Annotated in this window: 14 protein-coding genes; 1 reads left to right on the forward strand and 13 read right to left on the reverse strand. The window is 37.0% G+C overall.

All coding sequences use genetic code 11. The features are described 5' to 3' along the window. Positions 1-60: 60 nt before the first annotated feature. The 5 genes from BN990_RS21610 to ade form a co-directional block, all read right to left on the reverse strand. Positions 61-1,728: an alpha amylase family protein gene (locus BN990_RS21610; RefSeq protein WP_051739253.1), complete on the reverse strand. Its 1,668-nt coding sequence runs from the start codon at positions 1,726-1,728 to the stop codon at positions 61-63. A 102-nt stretch (positions 1,729-1,830) separates the two neighbouring features. Further along, the gene (locus BN990_RS17055) at positions 1,831-2,658 is read right to left on the reverse strand and encodes a MurR/RpiR family transcriptional regulator (RefSeq protein ID WP_038245858.1); all 828 of its coding nucleotides are present in this window, start codon (positions 2,656-2,658) and stop codon (positions 1,831-1,833) included. Positions 2,659-2,781: 123 nt separating this feature from the next. Continuing rightward, positions 2,782-5,034 carry a beta-N-acetylglucosaminidase domain-containing protein gene (locus BN990_RS17060; protein WP_081856164.1) on the reverse strand — a complete coding sequence of 751 codons (2,253 nt, stop codon included), beginning with the start codon at positions 5,032-5,034 and terminating at the stop codon, positions 2,782-2,784. A gap of 204 nt (positions 5,035-5,238) precedes the next feature. Continuing rightward, positions 5,239-6,105, reverse strand: a complete 867-nt coding sequence (locus BN990_RS17065) for an aminoglycoside 6-adenylyltransferase (RefSeq protein WP_021290498.1) — start codon at positions 6,103-6,105, stop codon at positions 5,239-5,241. A gap of 105 nt (positions 6,106-6,210) precedes the next feature. After that, the gene (ade, locus tag BN990_RS17070; RefSeq protein WP_038245859.1) at positions 6,211-7,959 is read right to left on the reverse strand and encodes an adenine deaminase; all 1,749 of its coding nucleotides are present in this window, start codon (positions 7,957-7,959) and stop codon (positions 6,211-6,213) included. Between the two features lie 524 nt (positions 7,960-8,483). Here ade and BN990_RS17075 point away from each other — a divergent pair. Further along, entirely contained in the window at positions 8,484-10,025 is a 1,542-nt protein-coding gene (locus tag BN990_RS17075; RefSeq protein ID WP_021290496.1) for an ABC-F family ATP-binding cassette domain-containing protein, read from the forward strand. A gap of 115 nt (positions 10,026-10,140) precedes the next feature. On the opposite strand, the gene BN990_RS17080 is transcribed toward BN990_RS17075, so the two are convergent. The 8 genes from BN990_RS17080 to BN990_RS17115 form a co-directional block, all read right to left on the reverse strand. Further along, positions 10,141-10,905, reverse strand: coding sequence for a GNAT family N-acetyltransferase (locus BN990_RS17080; protein ID WP_038245860.1), 765 nt, complete (start codon positions 10,903-10,905; stop codon positions 10,141-10,143). A gap of 132 nt (positions 10,906-11,037) precedes the next feature. Next, positions 11,038-12,465, reverse strand: a complete 1,428-nt coding sequence (gene nhaC, locus BN990_RS17085; RefSeq protein WP_038245861.1) for a Na+/H+ antiporter NhaC — start codon at positions 12,463-12,465, stop codon at positions 11,038-11,040. A gap of 104 nt (positions 12,466-12,569) precedes the next feature. After that, a complete protein-coding gene (locus BN990_RS17090; protein ID WP_232620927.1) occupies positions 12,570-13,898 on the reverse strand; it encodes an FAD-dependent oxidoreductase in 1,329 nt (442 codons plus the stop codon). 107 nt (positions 13,899-14,005) lie between these two features. Beyond that, entirely contained in the window at positions 14,006-15,226 is a 1,221-nt protein-coding gene (locus tag BN990_RS17095; protein ID WP_038245862.1) for a dihydrolipoamide acetyltransferase family protein, read from the reverse strand. A gap of 11 nt (positions 15,227-15,237) precedes the next feature. Next, positions 15,238-16,260: an alpha-ketoacid dehydrogenase subunit beta gene (locus tag BN990_RS17100; protein ID WP_021290491.1), complete on the reverse strand. Its 1,023-nt coding sequence runs from the start codon at positions 16,258-16,260 to the stop codon at positions 15,238-15,240. Between the two features lies 1 nt (position 16,261). Next, positions 16,262-17,326 (reverse strand): pyruvate dehydrogenase (acetyl-transferring) E1 component subunit alpha, encoded by a 1,065-nt coding sequence (gene pdhA, locus BN990_RS17105; RefSeq protein ID WP_038245863.1) that lies wholly within the window; start codon positions 17,324-17,326, stop codon positions 16,262-16,264. A 197-nt stretch (positions 17,327-17,523) separates the two neighbouring features. After that, a complete protein-coding gene (locus BN990_RS23535; protein WP_306465042.1) occupies positions 17,524-17,811 on the reverse strand; it encodes a thioesterase family protein in 288 nt (95 codons plus the stop codon). A 280-nt stretch (positions 17,812-18,091) separates the two neighbouring features. Beyond that, on the reverse strand, positions 18,092-18,751 hold the full coding sequence (locus tag BN990_RS17115; protein ID WP_021290488.1) for a GntR family transcriptional regulator: 660 nt from the start codon (positions 18,749-18,751) through the stop codon (positions 18,092-18,094). Positions 18,752-19,098 lie beyond the last annotated feature (347 nt).

A 19,098-nucleotide genomic window follows, 5' to 3' on the forward strand; every position in this document is an offset into this window, starting at 1 on the left:
TTAAAAAATGGACTGGATTACCCAGTCCATAAAATAAAGATAATTAATTATTCGTATATGCTAGTTGTCTTCTCTAATCATTTTCAATATTCCAGGATTTTGATGAGGAGCGTTTGTATTATTGGCAAATTCCTCTTCCAAAATAGACCACCAGTCATAGTTTTCTAAATATACCAAATCGAATAGCATCGTTCCATGAGTATTATCCTCTACGGCTTTTATTGCTTTTCTAAACTGTTCGGGATCATTCTTATATTGCGCAAGATAAAGGGAGCCATATAATGGTGTCGCATAATTGACCACCTCCATTGCCAATTGAGCTGAGCCTTCCACACTATACCAATACGGCAGTCCAGATCCTTCTAATTCCTCTTCAGTTACTTCATAGTAATAATTGCCTGTCATTAAAAAATCAAGGTATTCTGCATAGCCAGTCTTATGATAATCTTCACTTGCCCAATCGTAATCAGGCTGATATGTTTGACTTCCCCAATTTACCCCTTCATTGTAATAAAGTGGGTACCAGGAGCCGACATAAGTAGTGAATATCAAATCCTCTTCATAAGAATGGATCAGATTTTCAGCTTCTGTAAAGAAAGACTGTATATTATGCGCTCTAAATTCAATCCATTCTTTGTATTGTGGACCTTCCTCAATTGTTTTCTCTGACCCGTCTAATTGAATTTCATAAATATCCTCTGGCCAATTCGATACTGGTTCGCCAATGTATTCCTCAAATTTTTCACGACTTAAATTACTGAAGTCTGCATGCTCATTTGCATATCTTGCTCGATCTAATACAATACCATCAACCTCATAATTTGTAATAATCTCCTCAATGATACTGAGTTCATATTCTTGAACATCTTCTCTAATTGGGTTAATGAACACCGATGAAGCTGGGTATTCAGATGCTGGAATAAAATTTTGTTCTGTCTTCTCATGGTCAATCTTATCTCCAATTCTCAAATTCTCTAATACCCAATTACGCGACTCTCCATGAGCAGATAACAACACCCCATTTTCAGGAACTTCTAATGGGTCAGCTCCAGTTATCGATCTATCTTCAATCGCAGTAATTTCTCCATTAACAACTTGAATCTCCACGCCCCATCTATTAGAAGGAGATTGATCATATTGATCTGGCGTATAAAGAACAAGCTGGTCCTTACCTCTATCTGTATTGATACCGTCAATTTCTGTTGACTCACCATTTACTGCTTCTACTACCCTAATAGCTGTATAAAATTGAGATTGCCACTCGGGATGGTCGAAAGCAGGACCATCTTTGTAAGTATTATTCCCTTCAGAAAATACGTTTACATTGGCAAGAACCTCAAGCCCATGCTTATCTGCTTCCTCAATAACAGTAGCTAATAAATCATATCCAGCTGGAAAATCACTGTAATTAGAGATATTTGCTTCACTCATATGAGGAGCGATCTCACTATTATAACCTACGAAACCTGTGTAATTTTTTACATCTAATACAATCGTGTCAATATTTGCATTCGCTGTTTTTTGGACAACTTCTGAAACTTTTTCGGGTGTATTTAGATTGTGAATATTTGCTGATAGATCATACCAAAGTACTCGGCCTTTCATATTTTTATTTTTAACTAAATTTGATAGTACCTGTTCTCGGCCTTTGTCTGATGCAGCTTGAATTGGAGTTGTCATTGTCATAACAATAATTACTGTCAGTAGGATATGAAGCCACTTTTTCATTACTGTCCCTCCATATTTTTATACTATTTTCTTCTATAACACCCTATTACTAATAATATAGTTGTCTATCTCTTACAGAAATTGTAATTCACCTCCTTTAATTTAATAGATTTTATTTACAACTGCTTCTGCTGTTTTCTTTTTCATTTCAAGCGCTTTATCCTTCTTCATTAAAGCTAATCCTGTGTATAGTAAATCAATTACAAAAAGCTGAGAGATTTTAGCCGTTAATGACCCCCCTTCTAGTGGGGATTCCATAGCACCCCCTGGTAAAACGACATCTGCAAACTGTGTAATTGGTGATCGGTGATAATAAGTTATCGCAATAATTTTTGCTCCTGATTTCTTGGCTATTTCAAGGGACTCTAATGTATCTCTTGTGCTACCAGATACACTAAGTGCTACAATAACATCCTCACTCGTTAATGTTGCAGCTGACATTGCTTGTAGATGTGGATCTGTAATTGCTTCTGAAATGATTCCAATTCTCAATAACCTACTTTTTGCATCTTGAGCTGTTAAACCTGAGGTTCCAACTCCGAAAAAGTGTATCGAACGCGCATGATGGAGTAACTCAATTGCATTATTTAGTTTCTCATCGTTTATCATTGTGGTGGTATTCTCTAAGGCTTTTGTAGTATTTACTAAGATGGATTGAATAAGATTTATAGACCCAGAATTTTCTTTCGCATTATCCTCTGGTATATTTTGCGCAATAGTAAGTTTAAATTCTTGATATCCTTTTAAACCAATTTTTCTGCAGAATCGTAGAACCGTTGTTTCACCAACGCCAGCTTTGTCTGCTAGATCAGTTATCGAATAATATATTACATTTTCTAAATTCTTTAATACAAATGCTGCTACTTTTTTTTCGGAATTTGTTAATATTGGAAAGGAACGATTGATGATTTCTTTTATCGGCTTCTTCATTTTTAAGATCATCCTTACTCGTCTTTTTCATTAATCCTACTGCTTTCACAAAGCCCTCTTGTCAAATGTTTCATCTGACAAACTTTGTTTAATTTCTATTAGTGGTAAAACTACAAACGACTTCTAATCAACCACTTTTAGTGCTTGATTAATAAATGGTTCAAAAACATTAAATCCATATTTCGCTTCATTAGGTATATCATATTCACCTTTTTCAATTTCTAATGTAACAATGTTTTCACTAATAGAAGAGCTTGCACCAACGATTGAGTTATTAGCTAACCAGTCACCATCTCCACCAGAATGTAAACTTAGGACATAGCCATCAGATGGGATAGTTGAATTATTTCCTCCCACATCGGTAACCTCTCCATCTATCACTTTGATTTCAAATCCCCACTGATTTGTTTGCGTGCTTTCTCCATATTCCGGAGTGTACATTACGAACTCAGCCCAGCCCCTCTCCTTATTAATCCCATCGAGTTGCCTTGAAGCTATTTGATCTTCTCTATAGACAACATCCGTTGTATCATGTTCTAGCTCATATTCAAGCAGATTTTTATATTTTTCGGCTAATTCCGTATCACCATTATAATTTGCACGTACCATTTGTACTGCTAACTTTCCAATTATGCCGTAATGTCTCATTTTATCTATCCATGGGTTCATCTCTTTTATGAATTCCCTATTTGTAAAATCTTCTTCTAAAGTGTCAGCAGAATTTTCAAGTATGAAAAACTCATTATATAAGTTACTTGCAATCTCCTGAAAATCATTTCTTCCATTAAAACCTTCCCAAAACTTATCAATTATTGGTTTTATCGTTCTCGATTCACTTTGGTTTAAGGGTGAAGATAATACATTTTCCGCAAAGGTTGTTACCTCTTCCGTATAAGATCCTGTGAAATCATTAATACTAGCATCCCATGAATCTTTAGAAGTATAGTCTTTTGGATTCCATGTATAATCTGCAATAGTAAATAACGGAATTTTTGATGCTTCTGCATGTTCCATTGGATTTGCAGTTAAACCATGAACACCATGTTCTGTTAGGCCTGCATCTCTTCCGGTTAACGGACCTAAAAAAATTCGGTATTCAGAGAAGTCATTAACAGGATAATTATCCCAAATTAATAAATCATGCTTAAATATATCTGAAATCCTTTGTGCATCCTCGTTTGTAATAGTGTCAGTTGTAATTCCAATACCCGTCCAATAAACAAGAACACTGGAATCTACCAAGTCTGCAAATTGCTCTCTATAGGGACTAGTGCCCTCTTGGTAATATTCGGTCGGTACAGTTATTAAACGGTTTGTACCTTCATTTTTTTCAATAAATTTATCTTGAAATTTATTAAGTAAGAATGCTTGTGCTGCTGCTGTAGGACTAGGTTCATCTCCAAACATTTTCTCGTCCATCTTGCAACTCATCTCCATGAAAATATCATCGAATAAAATAGCAAAATCACGAACACCTACATCATATAATGCTTGCGCTTTTTCAAAAAGCAAGTTAAAGTCTTGATTATCCGAGTAGCAAATGTCTAAACCAGGAGAAATTGTGAATACAAAATCAATATGATTTTTTTTAGCAATGTCCACTAACTCCGCCAATTCATTCAGTTTACCAGTGGGGTAAGGCTCTCTCCATGCATCCCGATGATAAGGATCGTCCTTTGGAGCATAGACGTAAGTATTCATCTTATTATCACCATAAAATTTTAGTTGATCAACCCGCTCTTCATGTGACCAAGGCGTACCGTAAAACCCTTCAATTACTCCTCTATATTCCATTTCTGGATAATCTTCTACTACTAGTTCAGGAACACTGGCCCGTCCAGAATTTTGTTCTATAATCTGCTTAAGGGTTTTCACTCCATAATAAGTTCCATCCCAATCTTCGCCTGCAATTATTATTTTTTTCTTTCCATCATTTCCTTTTCCTGATGCCAAGAGATAACCCTCTGCAGGATAACTTTGGGGTTCTATATCTAATGTGTTTAATTGGGTAACAATGTATGGGGCTTTCAAATTACTGCTTAAATAAATAGTTACTGGTGTGGTTACTTTATCATGAGGAGTGAATTTCTGTATTTTCTTCACATTGAAGGATTTCAGTACTTGTTCTAATTCTTTTAAAACCGTTGGATCATATTCATTAGGAACAACAACACCGACTTTTGGTGTTAATGGAAATCTTAAGCCTTTTTTGACATCCATATTTTTGGGCGTTGGGTACACGGATATGTTTGTTTCGTTCTCTGTAGCGTACACCTGGGGACTTATACTTACTAGTATGAAACATAGTAATAGGATTGAATAAATTAATGATACTTTTCTATGTTTTGTGTACTGGAACATAGAAACCCCCTCCATTCGAAATAAATTCTAATGAAGAAATAAATCTTCAAATTTTTATATTTTCCTGGAATTATTCTTCATTCTTGACATTACAATACACCATTTAATTTGTCAATATAATTATCAATATTCTGAATTAAATGATCTGATTGTCCTTAGGTCTAAAGATATTCATTTTTTAAAGAGTATGATAACTCTTTTCTAATTCCACAATTGATTTTAAATAACAGTAGCATCCGAAGGCAAATCTTTAATATGGCGTAAATACTGCATTACATTCCTTTCGGTACTGTATGGATAGTCAAAATGTAACGAATTTGCAACATATGTTGCTGTTTCAATGAATAATTCACATAATTTAAATAAAGATCCCCAAATCGCTTCATATTCTCCCGGTGGATAGGTGGACAACAATGTTAACCATGTTTGTTTATCAACAAATTGTTCTAAATACTTTGCATTTTTTCCAATACTGACGCTATAATCTGTTTCGAATCCAACGCGCCACTCTAGCATTTTTATTAGCATGTTACGAACCAAGTTGATATGATCCAACGCATAAAGAATTTCCTTCCTCCATAAACCTTTTGCTACATATGTTGATACCCACCAAAATTCATTACAGCAATTGTCAAAAAGAATGCCGGTTGGTTCGCTCACCCAATAATCTTGATCTGTTGGAGCGGATGTTTCTGGGAGTAGATCATCTTTATCTAGTAATAGGATCGTTAATGAATCTTCCTTTTCATACATATCTTTTTCTTGAATTGGGGCGAGTATCAGATCAAGTCTATTTCCATCTGTAAACAACATTAAATATGAAAACCTCTCCCCAAGTTCAGAAGGGAATAACGCCATTGCTTCTGGTGTCTGCATTATTAATCGATCTCCAAACACATCAACCCATTCTGGGTCTTCAATAAATGATTGCATATGATTTACTAAATAAACAATATCGAAGTCTTGGAATGGGTCTACAGGTGCATTTGGATTTATTCTAGATCCATTCATACCGACAGCCCGTACCCGTTCATCTTCTTTAGCTAAGCGTAAGATCAAATCCAGCATTTCACTTTCTGTCCGCATCCTTTTTCCTCCTTATATCCTGCTTTCTTTTAAATTTGAATAGATAATGATACTTTCGAAATAAAGAGGATGGCCTTTTAAATAAGCCACCCTCTTTATTATAGACTACTCGATCGGATGATTTAATACATCAACCGATATATGTTTGAATTTACGATTATCAAATAACCCTTGGTCTGTCAGCTTCAATTCTGGTATCACTGGTAATGCTAAAAAGCTTAACGTTAAGAAAGGGTTAAAGTCTTTTTTTACACCTATCCATTGTAAGGCAAGGGAGATCTCTTCCAGCTTGGTATTTACTTGTTCATACGAATCCAATGACATTAATCCCGCAACCGGTAATGCAATTGTTGCTATTACTTCTCCAGCATTTACAACTACTAATCCACCTTGTATTGTTTGAATTGTTTTAGCAGCAAGTACCATATCTGGGTCATTCGCTCCCGCAATAATTAAATTATGAGAATCATGAGCAACGGTGGTAGCAATTGCTCCAGCCTGTAAACCTAGTCCTTTTAAGATACCTAACCCAATGTTTCCAGTTGCATCATGTCTCTCAACAACCGCTAATTTCAATAAATCTCTTTCTATGGAGGGAATAAAATGTTGCTCATTATTAGTAGGGACAGACTCAATCAGGTGATTTGTTGCAATGCTATTTGGGATAAGTTCAATGACATTAGCCGATTCTCCCAGCAATGGAATAGATAGATCTGCTTCTTTTATAGGATGAAAGTTTATACTATCCATTAATTCAGAAGGTGGAGATACCGATTCTAGGTCTACTTTAATTTCCCCATTGTTAACCACGCATATCCCATCCTTATAAACGGAAGATATGTGTAAACTTGATAAATCATCAAGAAACAGGAAATTTGCTTTATAACCAGGTGCTATTGCTCCATGCTCATTAAGACCAAAGCATTCAGCAGCATTTAACGTAGCCATTTGAATGGAAGTAATAGGATCTATCCCTTCTTCAATCGTCATTCTTGCCATATGATCGATACTTCCTTCTTTTATAATGTCATCCAAATGTCTATCATCTGTTACAAACAAAAAGCGCCGTGCATTTCTTTCATTTACTACTTGTATTAATTGCCTAAAATCCTTTGCTGCAGTCCCTTCTCTAATCATGACATACATTCCTTTTTGCAAGCGTTCGTTAGCTTCATCAACTGTTGTACCTTCATGATCCGTGCGAATTCCAGCAGTCATATATACATCTAACTGTTTTCCAAAAAGCCCTGCTGCATGACCATCAATTTTCTTCCCTCGATTTTTAGCAGTAACTAATTTATCAATCATATCTTTGTCGGCATTTTCCACCCCAGGGAAATTCATTACTTCAGCTAAGCCAAGTACATGATCATAATCATATAGAGGAAGCAGCCCCTCTGATGTAACGGTTGCACCTGCATGTTCAAACGGTGTTGCTGGCACACAGGATGGCAGCATAAAATAATAATCAAATGGCAAATCAAGTACACTTTTCAGCATATATTCAATGCCTTTAACTCCTGCCACATTCGCTATTTCATGCGGATCACAAATCATTGTAGTTACCCCATGAACGAGTTGAACCTTAGCAAATTCACTGGGAGTTACCATAGAAGACTCAATGTGAACATGTCCATCAATAAACGCTGGTGATATATAACGATGATTTGCATCAATTACTTTTTTTCCTTCGTATTCACCTATACCTACAATATAGCCATCCTTTATTGCTAGATCGCCTTCCATGATCTCTGAGCTAAAAACATTGACGATTTTTCCATTTTTTATCACAATATCAGCAAGCTCCCGCCCAGAAGATACCTGAATTTTATTAATAAATGTTTTATCACTCATTCCTTCAGCCTCCAATCATTTCATTCTTTGCCTTTTTCTCAATTATGTTTACATAAACGTCTACTCACGAATAAATGTATTTATTTTAGCATGTCATTCTTTTCAATCAACAGTAGTGTGATATTTTCTAGCAAATATTTTACTTACTATAACATACAATTTATTTCTTATGTTTACTCATTTGCTTTACGAGCGATTACATGGTATATTCATAAATAAGATTGATTATTCTAACATCAAAAGGAGTGAAGGTGATCCATGTTTTTATCTGTTCTGCTTCAACTTGTTTGTGCTTAAGAATGGGAGAAGTCTGTCCATTTTTAACAAGCCTATGCAAGTTACAAGCAGCGGATTAACACCTGAACTCATAAAATATGGATGGATGGCAGATTTATGTCAACATCTAATTGGTGGAGCAGGGCGTTGCGCTCTGCTCTTTTTATACCTTAAAAAGGTAAAAGGTGTTTGCTCTCCTTGTACTTGTAGGCAAAAGGACGATTTTCGGGTTAAAGGAGAGAATAAAGATGAGTATTTTAGACGTTCACCATGTATCCCATGCTTTTGGTGATAAAGTTGTTTTACGTGATCTTTCATTTCGTTTGTTAAAAGGCGAACATATCGGACTTGTCGGTGCAAATGGTGCTGGAAAATCGACACTTTTTCAAATCCTATCTGGAAAGCTCGTACCAGATGAAGGGGAAATAACCTGGCATCCTAAGGCACGAATTGGAACATTAGATCAACATATTCAATTAAGTCAAGGAAAGACGATACTGGAATTTCTTCAAGGGGCTTTTCATGATTTATTTGATACCGAAAACGAAATGATGATATTAACCGAAAAAATGCGTACATCCACAGAAGATCTTGAACAATTATTACATCACTACAGTCAATTACAAGCAAAACTGGACCGCCATGATTTTTATCGTATCCCAGCAAAAATTGAAGAAGTGGCTGCAGGACTTGGAATTACGCAATTAGGCTTAGATACAGATGTAAGTAAATTAAGTGGTGGGCAAAGGACAAAACTATTACTGGCAAAACTACTATTACAGCAGCCAGATGTATTATTACTTGATGAACCGACGAACTATCTAGATGTTTCACATATTGACTGGTTGACTTTATATCTAACCGACTATCCAAATGCATTCATCTTAATTACACACAATACGACTTTTATGAATCATGTGGTGCAAATTATTTATCATTTGGAACATAAGAAGGTAACTAAATATACCGGTAATTATGAACAATTTTTAGAAGCCTATGATTTACGAAGAAGACAAATACACTTGGAATACCAGAAGCAACAGGAAGAAATTACAAAACTTGAAACGTATATTCGAAAAAATAAAGCTCGAGCTTCTACTGCCAAGCAAGCAAAAAGTCGCGAGAAAAAGTTGCATAAAATCAAGCGAATAGAAAAACCTACAATGAACCCAAAGCCGACCTTCTCTTTTTCCGTTACAAATCAACCAGACAATATTGTCTTCCAAGCGGAAAGCCTGGATATTGGATATGATCAACCGTTATTTAGCAACGTCAACTTACAGTTAAGGCGTGGTGATAAAATTGCCTTAATAGGACATAATGGTATTGGCAAAACAACCACCTTAAAAACATTACTGGGTGAAATCCCGGAACTAAATGGCTGTATAAGCATCGGCGATTGTGTTATACCTGCATTTTTCGAGCAAGAAATGGGGGTTGCTGCCAAACATACAGCATTAGAAGAGGTTTGGGGTAATTATCCAAATTTAACTCAAAAACAAGTAAGACAGACTTTGGCACGATGCGGATTAAAAACAGAGCATATCTTTCAATCGTTAGCTTCGCTTAGCGGAGGGGAGCAAACAAAAGTTCGTTTATGTAAGCTTATGCTTGCTAAAAGCAACATCCTTATTCTAGATGAGCCCACCAACCATTTGGATGTGGAAACAAAAAATGCGCTTAAAAAAGCACTGCAAGACTATACTGGAACATTACTTCTTGTATCACATGAGGCAACATTTTATCAGGACTGGGTCACAAACGTATGGAATATGGAAAAATGGCAGTAACCAATTTCTTTTTTCAAGGCAGCAATCATTGATATCAAGATTGCTGTCTTTTTTATAGCTATTTATCTATGGTATGTGACGATATCTGATAACAAACCTACAAAATTACACACACCTAGTTCTCTTCTTTAAATATTTTAATCGCTTCATATTGGAATCCAAGGTAGCGGTAATTTTGATTAATATACATTTCTCTGGGCGTACCTTCGCCATCTGCCACTAGAATGATTGTTTTATTAGGAAATTGATCCATAACAAATTGCTGTAATCTAGCAGCAATCCCCTTTCTACGATATTCCTCAAGAACGAATAAACTGTCAATTTCTGCAGTATCCTTGTCGAGAATTACATCTACAGAACCTGCAATATTTCCCTGGAAATAAGACAAAATCTGCATGACATTTTCCGATTGAAATTGTTGTCGATATTCATATGGCTTTGCTTCGGCAAACGCTTTCCCGTATGAGATATCTTGTTGATATTGTAATTGTAAGTATGTATCAAAATTAGCTGCTGTTACTAACTCAATAGCTATATCCATATTTTTCTCGATGCGAGGAAACTGGTCGGGTTGAATCGAGAACAATTCCAAATAACTATACGCGTAATTATTCTGTAAAAAATGATGAATTAATTCTTCTGTTGGCTTCCTATTCTCTGGAAACGTGAATTTGACATGATATTGATGCTGCTGCAAATGAAAATTGTACAAATAAGTAGCTGCTTCTTTAAAAGCAGTTAACGTTGGCATGTTTTGAAATTTCAAATAATTACTATCAAATTTTATTAACATTTCGGGATAATGATAATGTACATATAAATCCGACTGGTATACGATTTCACCTGCTGTATATATGTTCTCAAAGCTCAATCTATTCATATTTTTTCTCCTAACAGCTCTATGTTAAAATGAACGCAATATCTATTATACAGAAAATCTTGTTGTTTGTGCTCATTACACGATAAAATAAAATCCCTCGCTATAAAAGCAAGGGATAAAAAAGCTCCACCTTTATTCCGTACCCGTCGCTCTTACAGCACCGGATTCTTTCTGGACATTAACTTCATAGGTTAATGTCCATCCAGTAAAACCATATAGTAAAGTCAGTAATGGGGATAATAAACAAAAGAATGCAAATGGAAGATACTCCAGTGTAGACACACCTAAAACAGTTGTAATAAATACACCACAAACACTCCAAGGTACCAATGGATTAATAACCGTTCCAGCATCTTCTGCTACACGAGATAGGTTCTTTTTAGCAAGACCGGCCTTTTCATATTGCGATCGATAAGTCTCCCCTGTTAGGAGAATGGATAAATATTGTTCTCCTATTAATACATTCAATCCTACTGCAGTTAGTGCCGAAACCATGATAACTGAAAATACCTTATGTAATAAATGTTCAATTGCAGCCAACAATCTAGGGATGATTCCGAGTGTAAACATCAAGCCACCCATGCTTAATGCAAGCAGTACTAAGCCAATGGTAAATAACATTCCATTAATACCACCTCGTGTTAATAAAGCATCTATCGCTTCAACCCCTGTTTCCGAAACAAACCCACCCATTAAAACCCCGAATAAACGTTCAAGTGAAGGAATATGATGGAATAAAGACAGTAGGATCGCTGTTAGAGAGCCTGCAGCTAACGTTAACATCGCTGGGGCTTTTTTTATTGAAAGTACAAGCAGTACTGCAAGCGGAAAAAATCCATTATACCAATGTACTAATCCAGTATCTAATAGACCATTTTGAAAATCGATCATTTTGCCAAAATTAGCATCTGTAAGCGTTGGAGAAATAATGCCAAAGATGATTAACGTAAGAATGAAGGCGGGAACCGTCGTACCCATCATATTTTTTATATGATCAAATAAGTCCACCTTTAGTGTTGCCGATGCCATATTAGTTGTGTCAGACAATGGTGACATCTTATCTCCAAAAAAAGCCCCAGACACAATAGCTCCTGCAGTTATCGCTAAGGAAACATCGACAGCTTCCGATATACCAATAAAAGCCACACCAACCGTCGCAATAGTAGTTAAGGAACTGCCCACAACAATTCCAATCAGTGAGGTTATAATAAATACGACCGCGAAATAGAAGCTAGGGGTAACTAACTGAAGCCCTCCATAAATAAGCGTTGGGATTGTTCCACCCAACATCCACGAAGCAATTAATACACCAATCAGAAAAAAAATAAAGACAGCGCCCATCCCGGATGTTGCTCCTTCGATAATTCCAGCTTCCAACGCTTTATATGAAATCCCCTTAGTGAGACCATATGTGCACAAGAGTAATAATGAGATCACTAGCGGCACATGAGGAGCAGCTTCAAAAAATATAATACTCGTACTGATAATGCCCACAATAGCTAAAGTAATAATGACAGCTTCCAATAAAGATGGTGTTTGAACAGCTTTAATACGATACATATAACTACCCCTTTTTTTGTTTTATTCACGTTAAAACAAGATCATGTGGGTTCTATCGTTAGTTGAATACATGTCCAAACGTGGCAAAAGAATCTGAGCAATATCTATTTGTTTGCTAAGTCTAACGGTTTATTCTTTGGCTTTATGTGAATAGCTTTATCGGTTAATCCTTCAATTGCTTCTAAGATAGTTTCATTAAAGCTAGGATGAGGATAAAGCGGGAATGACAAATCTTCATCCCTTCCTACTAATTCTAATGCCGTGACCCCTGTACTTATTAGCTCAATTGCACCTGCTCCTATTGTATGGAAACCTAATAGAAGGTCAGAATCAGCATCTTTAATAACCTTTGCTATCCCATCTGTTTGATTCGATATCGTTGCATAACTATTCGCAACGTATCCAAACTGGCTTGTTTTCACATGATATCCTTGCTGTTCTGCTGCTTGTTCGGTTAAACCTACGACTGCAATTGGAGGAATGCTATGAACAACTGTTGGAATCATTGTTAAGTCAACCTCACTTGATAACCCGGCGGCAATTTCAGCCGCTACTTTCCCTTGTTTCATAGCTTTAACAGCTGAAGCGACTCCATCGGTTACGTCACCGATAGCGAATACGGAAGGAATGGTAGTTTTCATTTCTTGATTAATGGCTATAAAACCTGCTTCTGACAGTTGAATTCCGACTTGGTCAATGCCTAAAGAATCAATGTTTGGCTGATGGTTTGTTTCTACATAAAGATGCGTTCCTGCAAGTGTTAATTGATTATCATGCTTGGTAAGTTGTAGAAGAATGCGATCTCCCCTCGGAGTCACTTGTTTCAATTGATATTCACGGTAAACATGTATTTTCTCTTTCTTTAAAATTCGCTTTAATTCTCGATTGATCGCATGATCAAATGGAAAATCGGCTCGATTATTCAAAACAATCGACACCTTTGATCCCATTTTCCGATAGCTAAAAGCTGCTTCTAATGCGATATAATCCGTTCCATAAACCACCAGTTCTTCCGGGACCTCATTTAAATTAAATATGGTCTGTTCTGTCATGATACGAGGGTTGCCCATGAGGGAGTTAGGCAAAATTGGTGATCTGCCGGTTGAAATAATTGCTTGTTTAAACTCAAACAGTTCAAAACGATGCTCCATTTCTACACCAATTCGATGTTCATTAATAAAATTGGCCCTACCATGAATCACTTCAATTTTGTTGGTTTTACATAGGTTTTCTACACCTGCTCGTAATTGTTGCATCGTTTGTTCTTTATAGGAGACCAATTGATGGATTTGGAAAGACAGGTTCTCTGCTGAAATACCAAATGATGAAAGATGCTTTACTTCATCTAAATGCTTAGCGGCATTTGCAAATACTTTAGAAGGAACACATCCTTTATTTAGACATACCCCACCTAGATGCTCTTGCTCGATCATAGTAACTTGTAAACCTAACCTTGCAGCGCGAATTGCTGCATGATAGCCCCAGGCCCACCGCCAATAATAATTAATTCCCGTTGTTCTGCAAATTCGCCCACAACCATTTACATCAACTCCAATAATAACTTCGCCGGATTTTCAATCAGTTCTTTAAAGCGATTGGTAAAAGCAATGGATTGCGCCCCATCAATTACACGATGATCAAAAGATAAGGAGACATTCATTATCGATCGTATGTTAATTTCATCGTCTTTCATAACGACTGGCATCTTCCTTGTTTTATGAAAAGTCATAATTCCGGTTTGGGGATGATTAATAATGGGTGTTGCACCAGTACCTCCAAGTGGACCTACATTATTAACAGTAAATGTACCTTGGACGCGGGCTTCCGATGCAAGTTGACCACTATTTGCTTTCGCAGCAACGGCTTTCATTTGTTGATCAATGGTACGAATCGATTTTTGATTTACATCCGGAACAACGGGTACCATTAAACCATTTTCTGTATTCGTTGCAATTCCAATATGATAATCCGTTAGTAATTGGATGACCTCAGCTTCTTCATCAAGTCTTGCATTAAAAAGCTTATATTCTTTTAAACAAACAACGATTGCTTTTACAAAAAAGGCAGCAAGGGAAACCGTATCTTTCGATTCCTTCAAGGCATTACTAGCCTCGATTAAATACGTAACATCTACTTCATCATAATGGGTAACATGCGGGATCGTTTGCAACGAATAGCTCATCTTTTGCGCTATTTGTTTACGAATTCCAGTAAATGGAATAACTTCACCTTGCTTATCTACCTGTTTCTTTTCGATTGTTTTTTCAACCTCTATGTCATCTGAAGGTGCAGATTGATTTGCAAAGCGATACACATCTTCATCTATAACGCGTCCAGAAGGGCCAGTTCCCTTTATTTCCTCTATATCAACGTCTAGCTCTCTAGCAATCTTCCTCGTATAAGGCGCAGCTAAAATGCGGTTATATTGATTGAACGAAGCAGCAGGGAATGCTTCTTCTATGAGAGGTTTCGTATCATCAACCATTATTTCTGTTGTTTGTTCCTGATTATTAGAATTAATTTGTTTATCATTAGCTATCTCCATTATTACTGTACCAACTATTACAACGTCCCCTGGTTCATATAGAATAGATGTAATCTTACCAGCGGATGGGGCAGGTATCTCTGCTACCATCTTATCTGTTTGTAGCTCGACCAAAGGCTGATCGATAGATACTTCATCTCCTACCTCGACAAAATAATGTATAATTTCTCCTTCTGTCATACCTTCGCCTATATCGCTAAATTTGATTTGAACCATAATATCACCTCCTAAAATTCATACACCTTTAGAATCGCCTGCTCTATTCTGTCTGTTGTTGGTAAATAATCATTTTCTAAGGCAAAGAGTGGTACGGGAACATCAAATCCTGTCACTTTCTCAATCGGTGCTTTTAAATAAAGGAAGGAGGTCTCATTAATGATCGATATGATTTCACTACCAATTCCTCCAGTTTCATGACCTTCATGAATAATAACCACTCTTCCCGTTTTTTGTACGGAATTAGCAATAATCTCTTTATCCAGTGGGTATAAGCTACGCAAGTCGATGACATCACATGAAATAGCTTGCTGCTTCATGTTTTCAGCTGCTTCCAACGCAATTGGCATCATTGCTCCCCAAGCGAAAATGCTCACATCTCCTCCTTGAGCAACCATTGTTCCTTTGCCAAGTTCAATATGATATTCCTCCACCGGTACCTCGTAGCGCTTACCGCGATACAGCCGCATTGGTTCTAAAAATAGAACTGGATCCGGGTCTTCTACTGCTGCGAGCAATAATCCCTTCGCATCATATGCAGTAGACGGACATACCACCTTTATCCCAGGCATATGGGCGAAAAATGCCTCTACGCTATCCGAGTGTATCTCCGGAGAACGTACCCCAGCACCATATGGAGCCCGGATTACCATCGGCATATGATAATGACCTAACGTACGTGTTCGTGTTCGTGTCACATGTGTTGCAATTTGCTCAAAAGCTGGATAGATAAACCCTAAAAATTGAATTTCTACAATTGGTTTTAGTCCATTTAAGGCCATCCCTACAGCCGTGCCAACAAAACCGGCTTCGCTCAAGGGTGTATCCATTACACGCTGTTCACCAAATTTTGTCTGTAGTCCATCAGTAGCCCGAAACACCCCACCATTTTTGCCAATATCTTCACCTAGTAAGAGTGTTCGCTTATCTTTTTCCAGTACTGTCTTTAGCCCATCATTAATCGCTTGTATCATATTGAATGAATTTGTTTTTACTTTTTCCCCTGTTTTGGCTAATTCCTTTGACATAACCATACTAGCCCCGTCCTCCTCTAGAAATAATCTGTTGTCTCTGTTTCGCAATCGTCCATGTTGGTTTTTCAAAAACATAATCAAACATATCCGAGACTACGGGTTTTTGATAGTTTTCCATTCGACTTATTGCATTGTCCAGTTCTTCTCCTATTTCTTCAGATAGGGAGGACTGCCATGCAGAATCCCAAATATGACGCCCCTTCATATGCTTTTCAATACGAATTAACGGGTCAACCACTTCACGTTTTTGGTTGATTTCATCTTGGTTACGATATTTAGATGGATCGTCAGCAGTTGTATGTGCACCAAATCTCATTGTTACTGCTTCAATTAATGTAGGACCTTCCCCTCTTTTCGCTTTATCTAGCGCTTGCTGTACAGCGATATATACAGCCAATACATCCATTCCATCTACTCGAATACCGGGGATTCCATATGCTTCCGCTTTTTGGGCAATTGTTTCCGAATTCATTTGTTTTTCAACCGGAAGCGAAATAGCATATCCATTATTTTGATTAAAGAAAACAACTGGAGCTTTAAAAACACTAGCTATATTTAATCCTTCATGGAAGTCCCCTTCTGAGGTTGCTCCATCCCCGAAATAAGCGATTGTCGCATTTTTACTTCCTTTATACGTTTCGGCCATTGCTGCACCAGTAGCATGAGGCAAATGAGTAGCAATTGGTATTGAAGCAGGCATGATATGCTTTTTCCTTGATGGAAGACACCCCTCTATCCGACCATTCCAATGTAATAGCATCATGTCTAGATCTGCGCCAAAGGCTAGAGACGCACCATGGTCCCGATATGTAGGAAACATCCAATCCTCTTCTCCCAAAGCAAGTGCACTACCTACTTGGGCTGCCTCCTGACCTGCAAATGGTACGTATGTTCCAATTCTTCCTTGTCGTTGTAAAGCTACCCCCTTCTGGTCGTACGTACGAATACGTAACATATGGTAATATAATGATTTTACTTTGGCTTCATTTAATTCTTTTTCATACGTTTGATCCTGCCATTTCCCGTCTTTACCCATAACTTGAAATAATGGATATTTCTCTTTCATCTATATCCCACCTTTTTCTACTTTTATATTCCCTTCATTATAAGAAGGTAATGGGTTTCCTTTCTAACTGGCTAGATATTGAAACGTTTCCTCCAATGCTTGCTGCTCTGACTTTCTCTTGAATTATGTGCTTAGGTAAGATAGCTTGCCTAACTTCTCCTTCACCTATCCTTCCATTATCATTCTCTACAATCAGTTCAGTTGACCGTTCGCTTTGTTATCTCTGATACCGCAGCCGTCAATTTAACGTTCGTCCCTAACGCGGATGGTGCTATGTGATTTAAGGCAACTGCTGCACCCATAGCTTCTTCATTTTCTTCTAAGTATGGAAGAATGCACTGTCTAGATACCCATTCCATGTGATAAACCATTGACGCAGTGGAATAAACTGGATGCACAACTTCTCCTCCAAATTGAGCAAACATTTCTCTAGTTACTTCTACCGTAATTGTCTTTGTATCTCCAATACACAGCCCTTCCTTCATTGACTATCACTCTTTCCTAAGCAAATAATGTATGCGCTTTCAATATGATTTAATCTTTATCCGGTTGCTTTCGAAACGTACGTATCTAAATTTTTAGTATATTTTGTATGTTACAATATCTTATAATTATAGTCAACTGCATACAGTTAACTATAATATAAGAATGGCATAATTGTTAAGGAATATAAAGAAACATTTCGAACAACTACAGCTCTTGAATATCCTTAAAAGTCACCTGCTCGCGCTTTAGCTTTACATGAAAAAATCCAGATAACGTTACCTATCTGGATTGAGCTTTTTCTATATGCATGAGTACACCGTCTAGTCCTTTTTTAATATGTTGTTTCATCAATTCATTTGCTTCTGCTTCATTTCTCTTAAATAGCAGCTCAGCAAGTCGTTCATGTTCACTTACAAAAGAAGGATAAAATTCACCCTTTACCATGCTTATTCGCATATAATGAATTTTTGTACGAATTACTTCTAACAATTCTTTTAATTGTTTATTTTTGGATGCATGAATGATGATATCGTGAAATTCTTGATCCAGCTTCCCTAATTCAATTGTCTTCTGCTGCTCATATGCTTGGTATGTAGCTTGTAAATTATTGGTTAGCTGCTCTTTCTCTACTTCCGTGATATGGTAAATGGCAAGGCTAATAGCTAAAGCTTCCAAGCTCTCTCGGCACTGAAAAATATCCACTACATCTTGAACGGTAGGTGTGTAAACGCGAACATAGCCTTCATTATAAGTAAGTAAACCATCTTGAATAAGCATTCGAATAGCTTCTCTTACTGGTCCTCTGCTGATGCCTAGCTTACTAGCTGCTTTTGCCTCAACAATACGTTCAGAAGGTTTATACTCCCCTTCCAAGATTTCTTCTTTCAGAATATGATAAGCCTGTAAATGTAATGATTCAGGTTTAATAATACGTGTCATAATAACCTCCAATCAGAAAGCTAGTTCTTTATTCTCATTCTTTTCTGAATATATAGGTTATATTATATCAAAATCTCAATGGCTTTGTTTATGAAATTTTAAAAACTGTAATGAAAGGAAAAACTTTATTTAAAGAAAGAGGATCGCTAACTTTGTGGGGCACACTATCGAGAAGAGTCTTTTTCAGCCATAGGCAAAGAGCGAAGAAGCACAGAGCGTGACACTCCCTGCAGCAAAACGGACAGTTCCAGACCCCACCGTGTGTTTTTTCCACGAGGAGGCTTGAGCGTTGTCCGCGGGAAGGGGAAGATCTGTGCTCCTAAAGGCAAATAAAATACGAGTTGCTC

Source organism: Virgibacillus salexigens, assembly GCF_000723585.1.
GTDB classification, from domain to species: Bacteria; Bacillota; Bacilli; order Bacillales; family Amphibacillaceae; genus Virgibacillus; species Virgibacillus salexigens.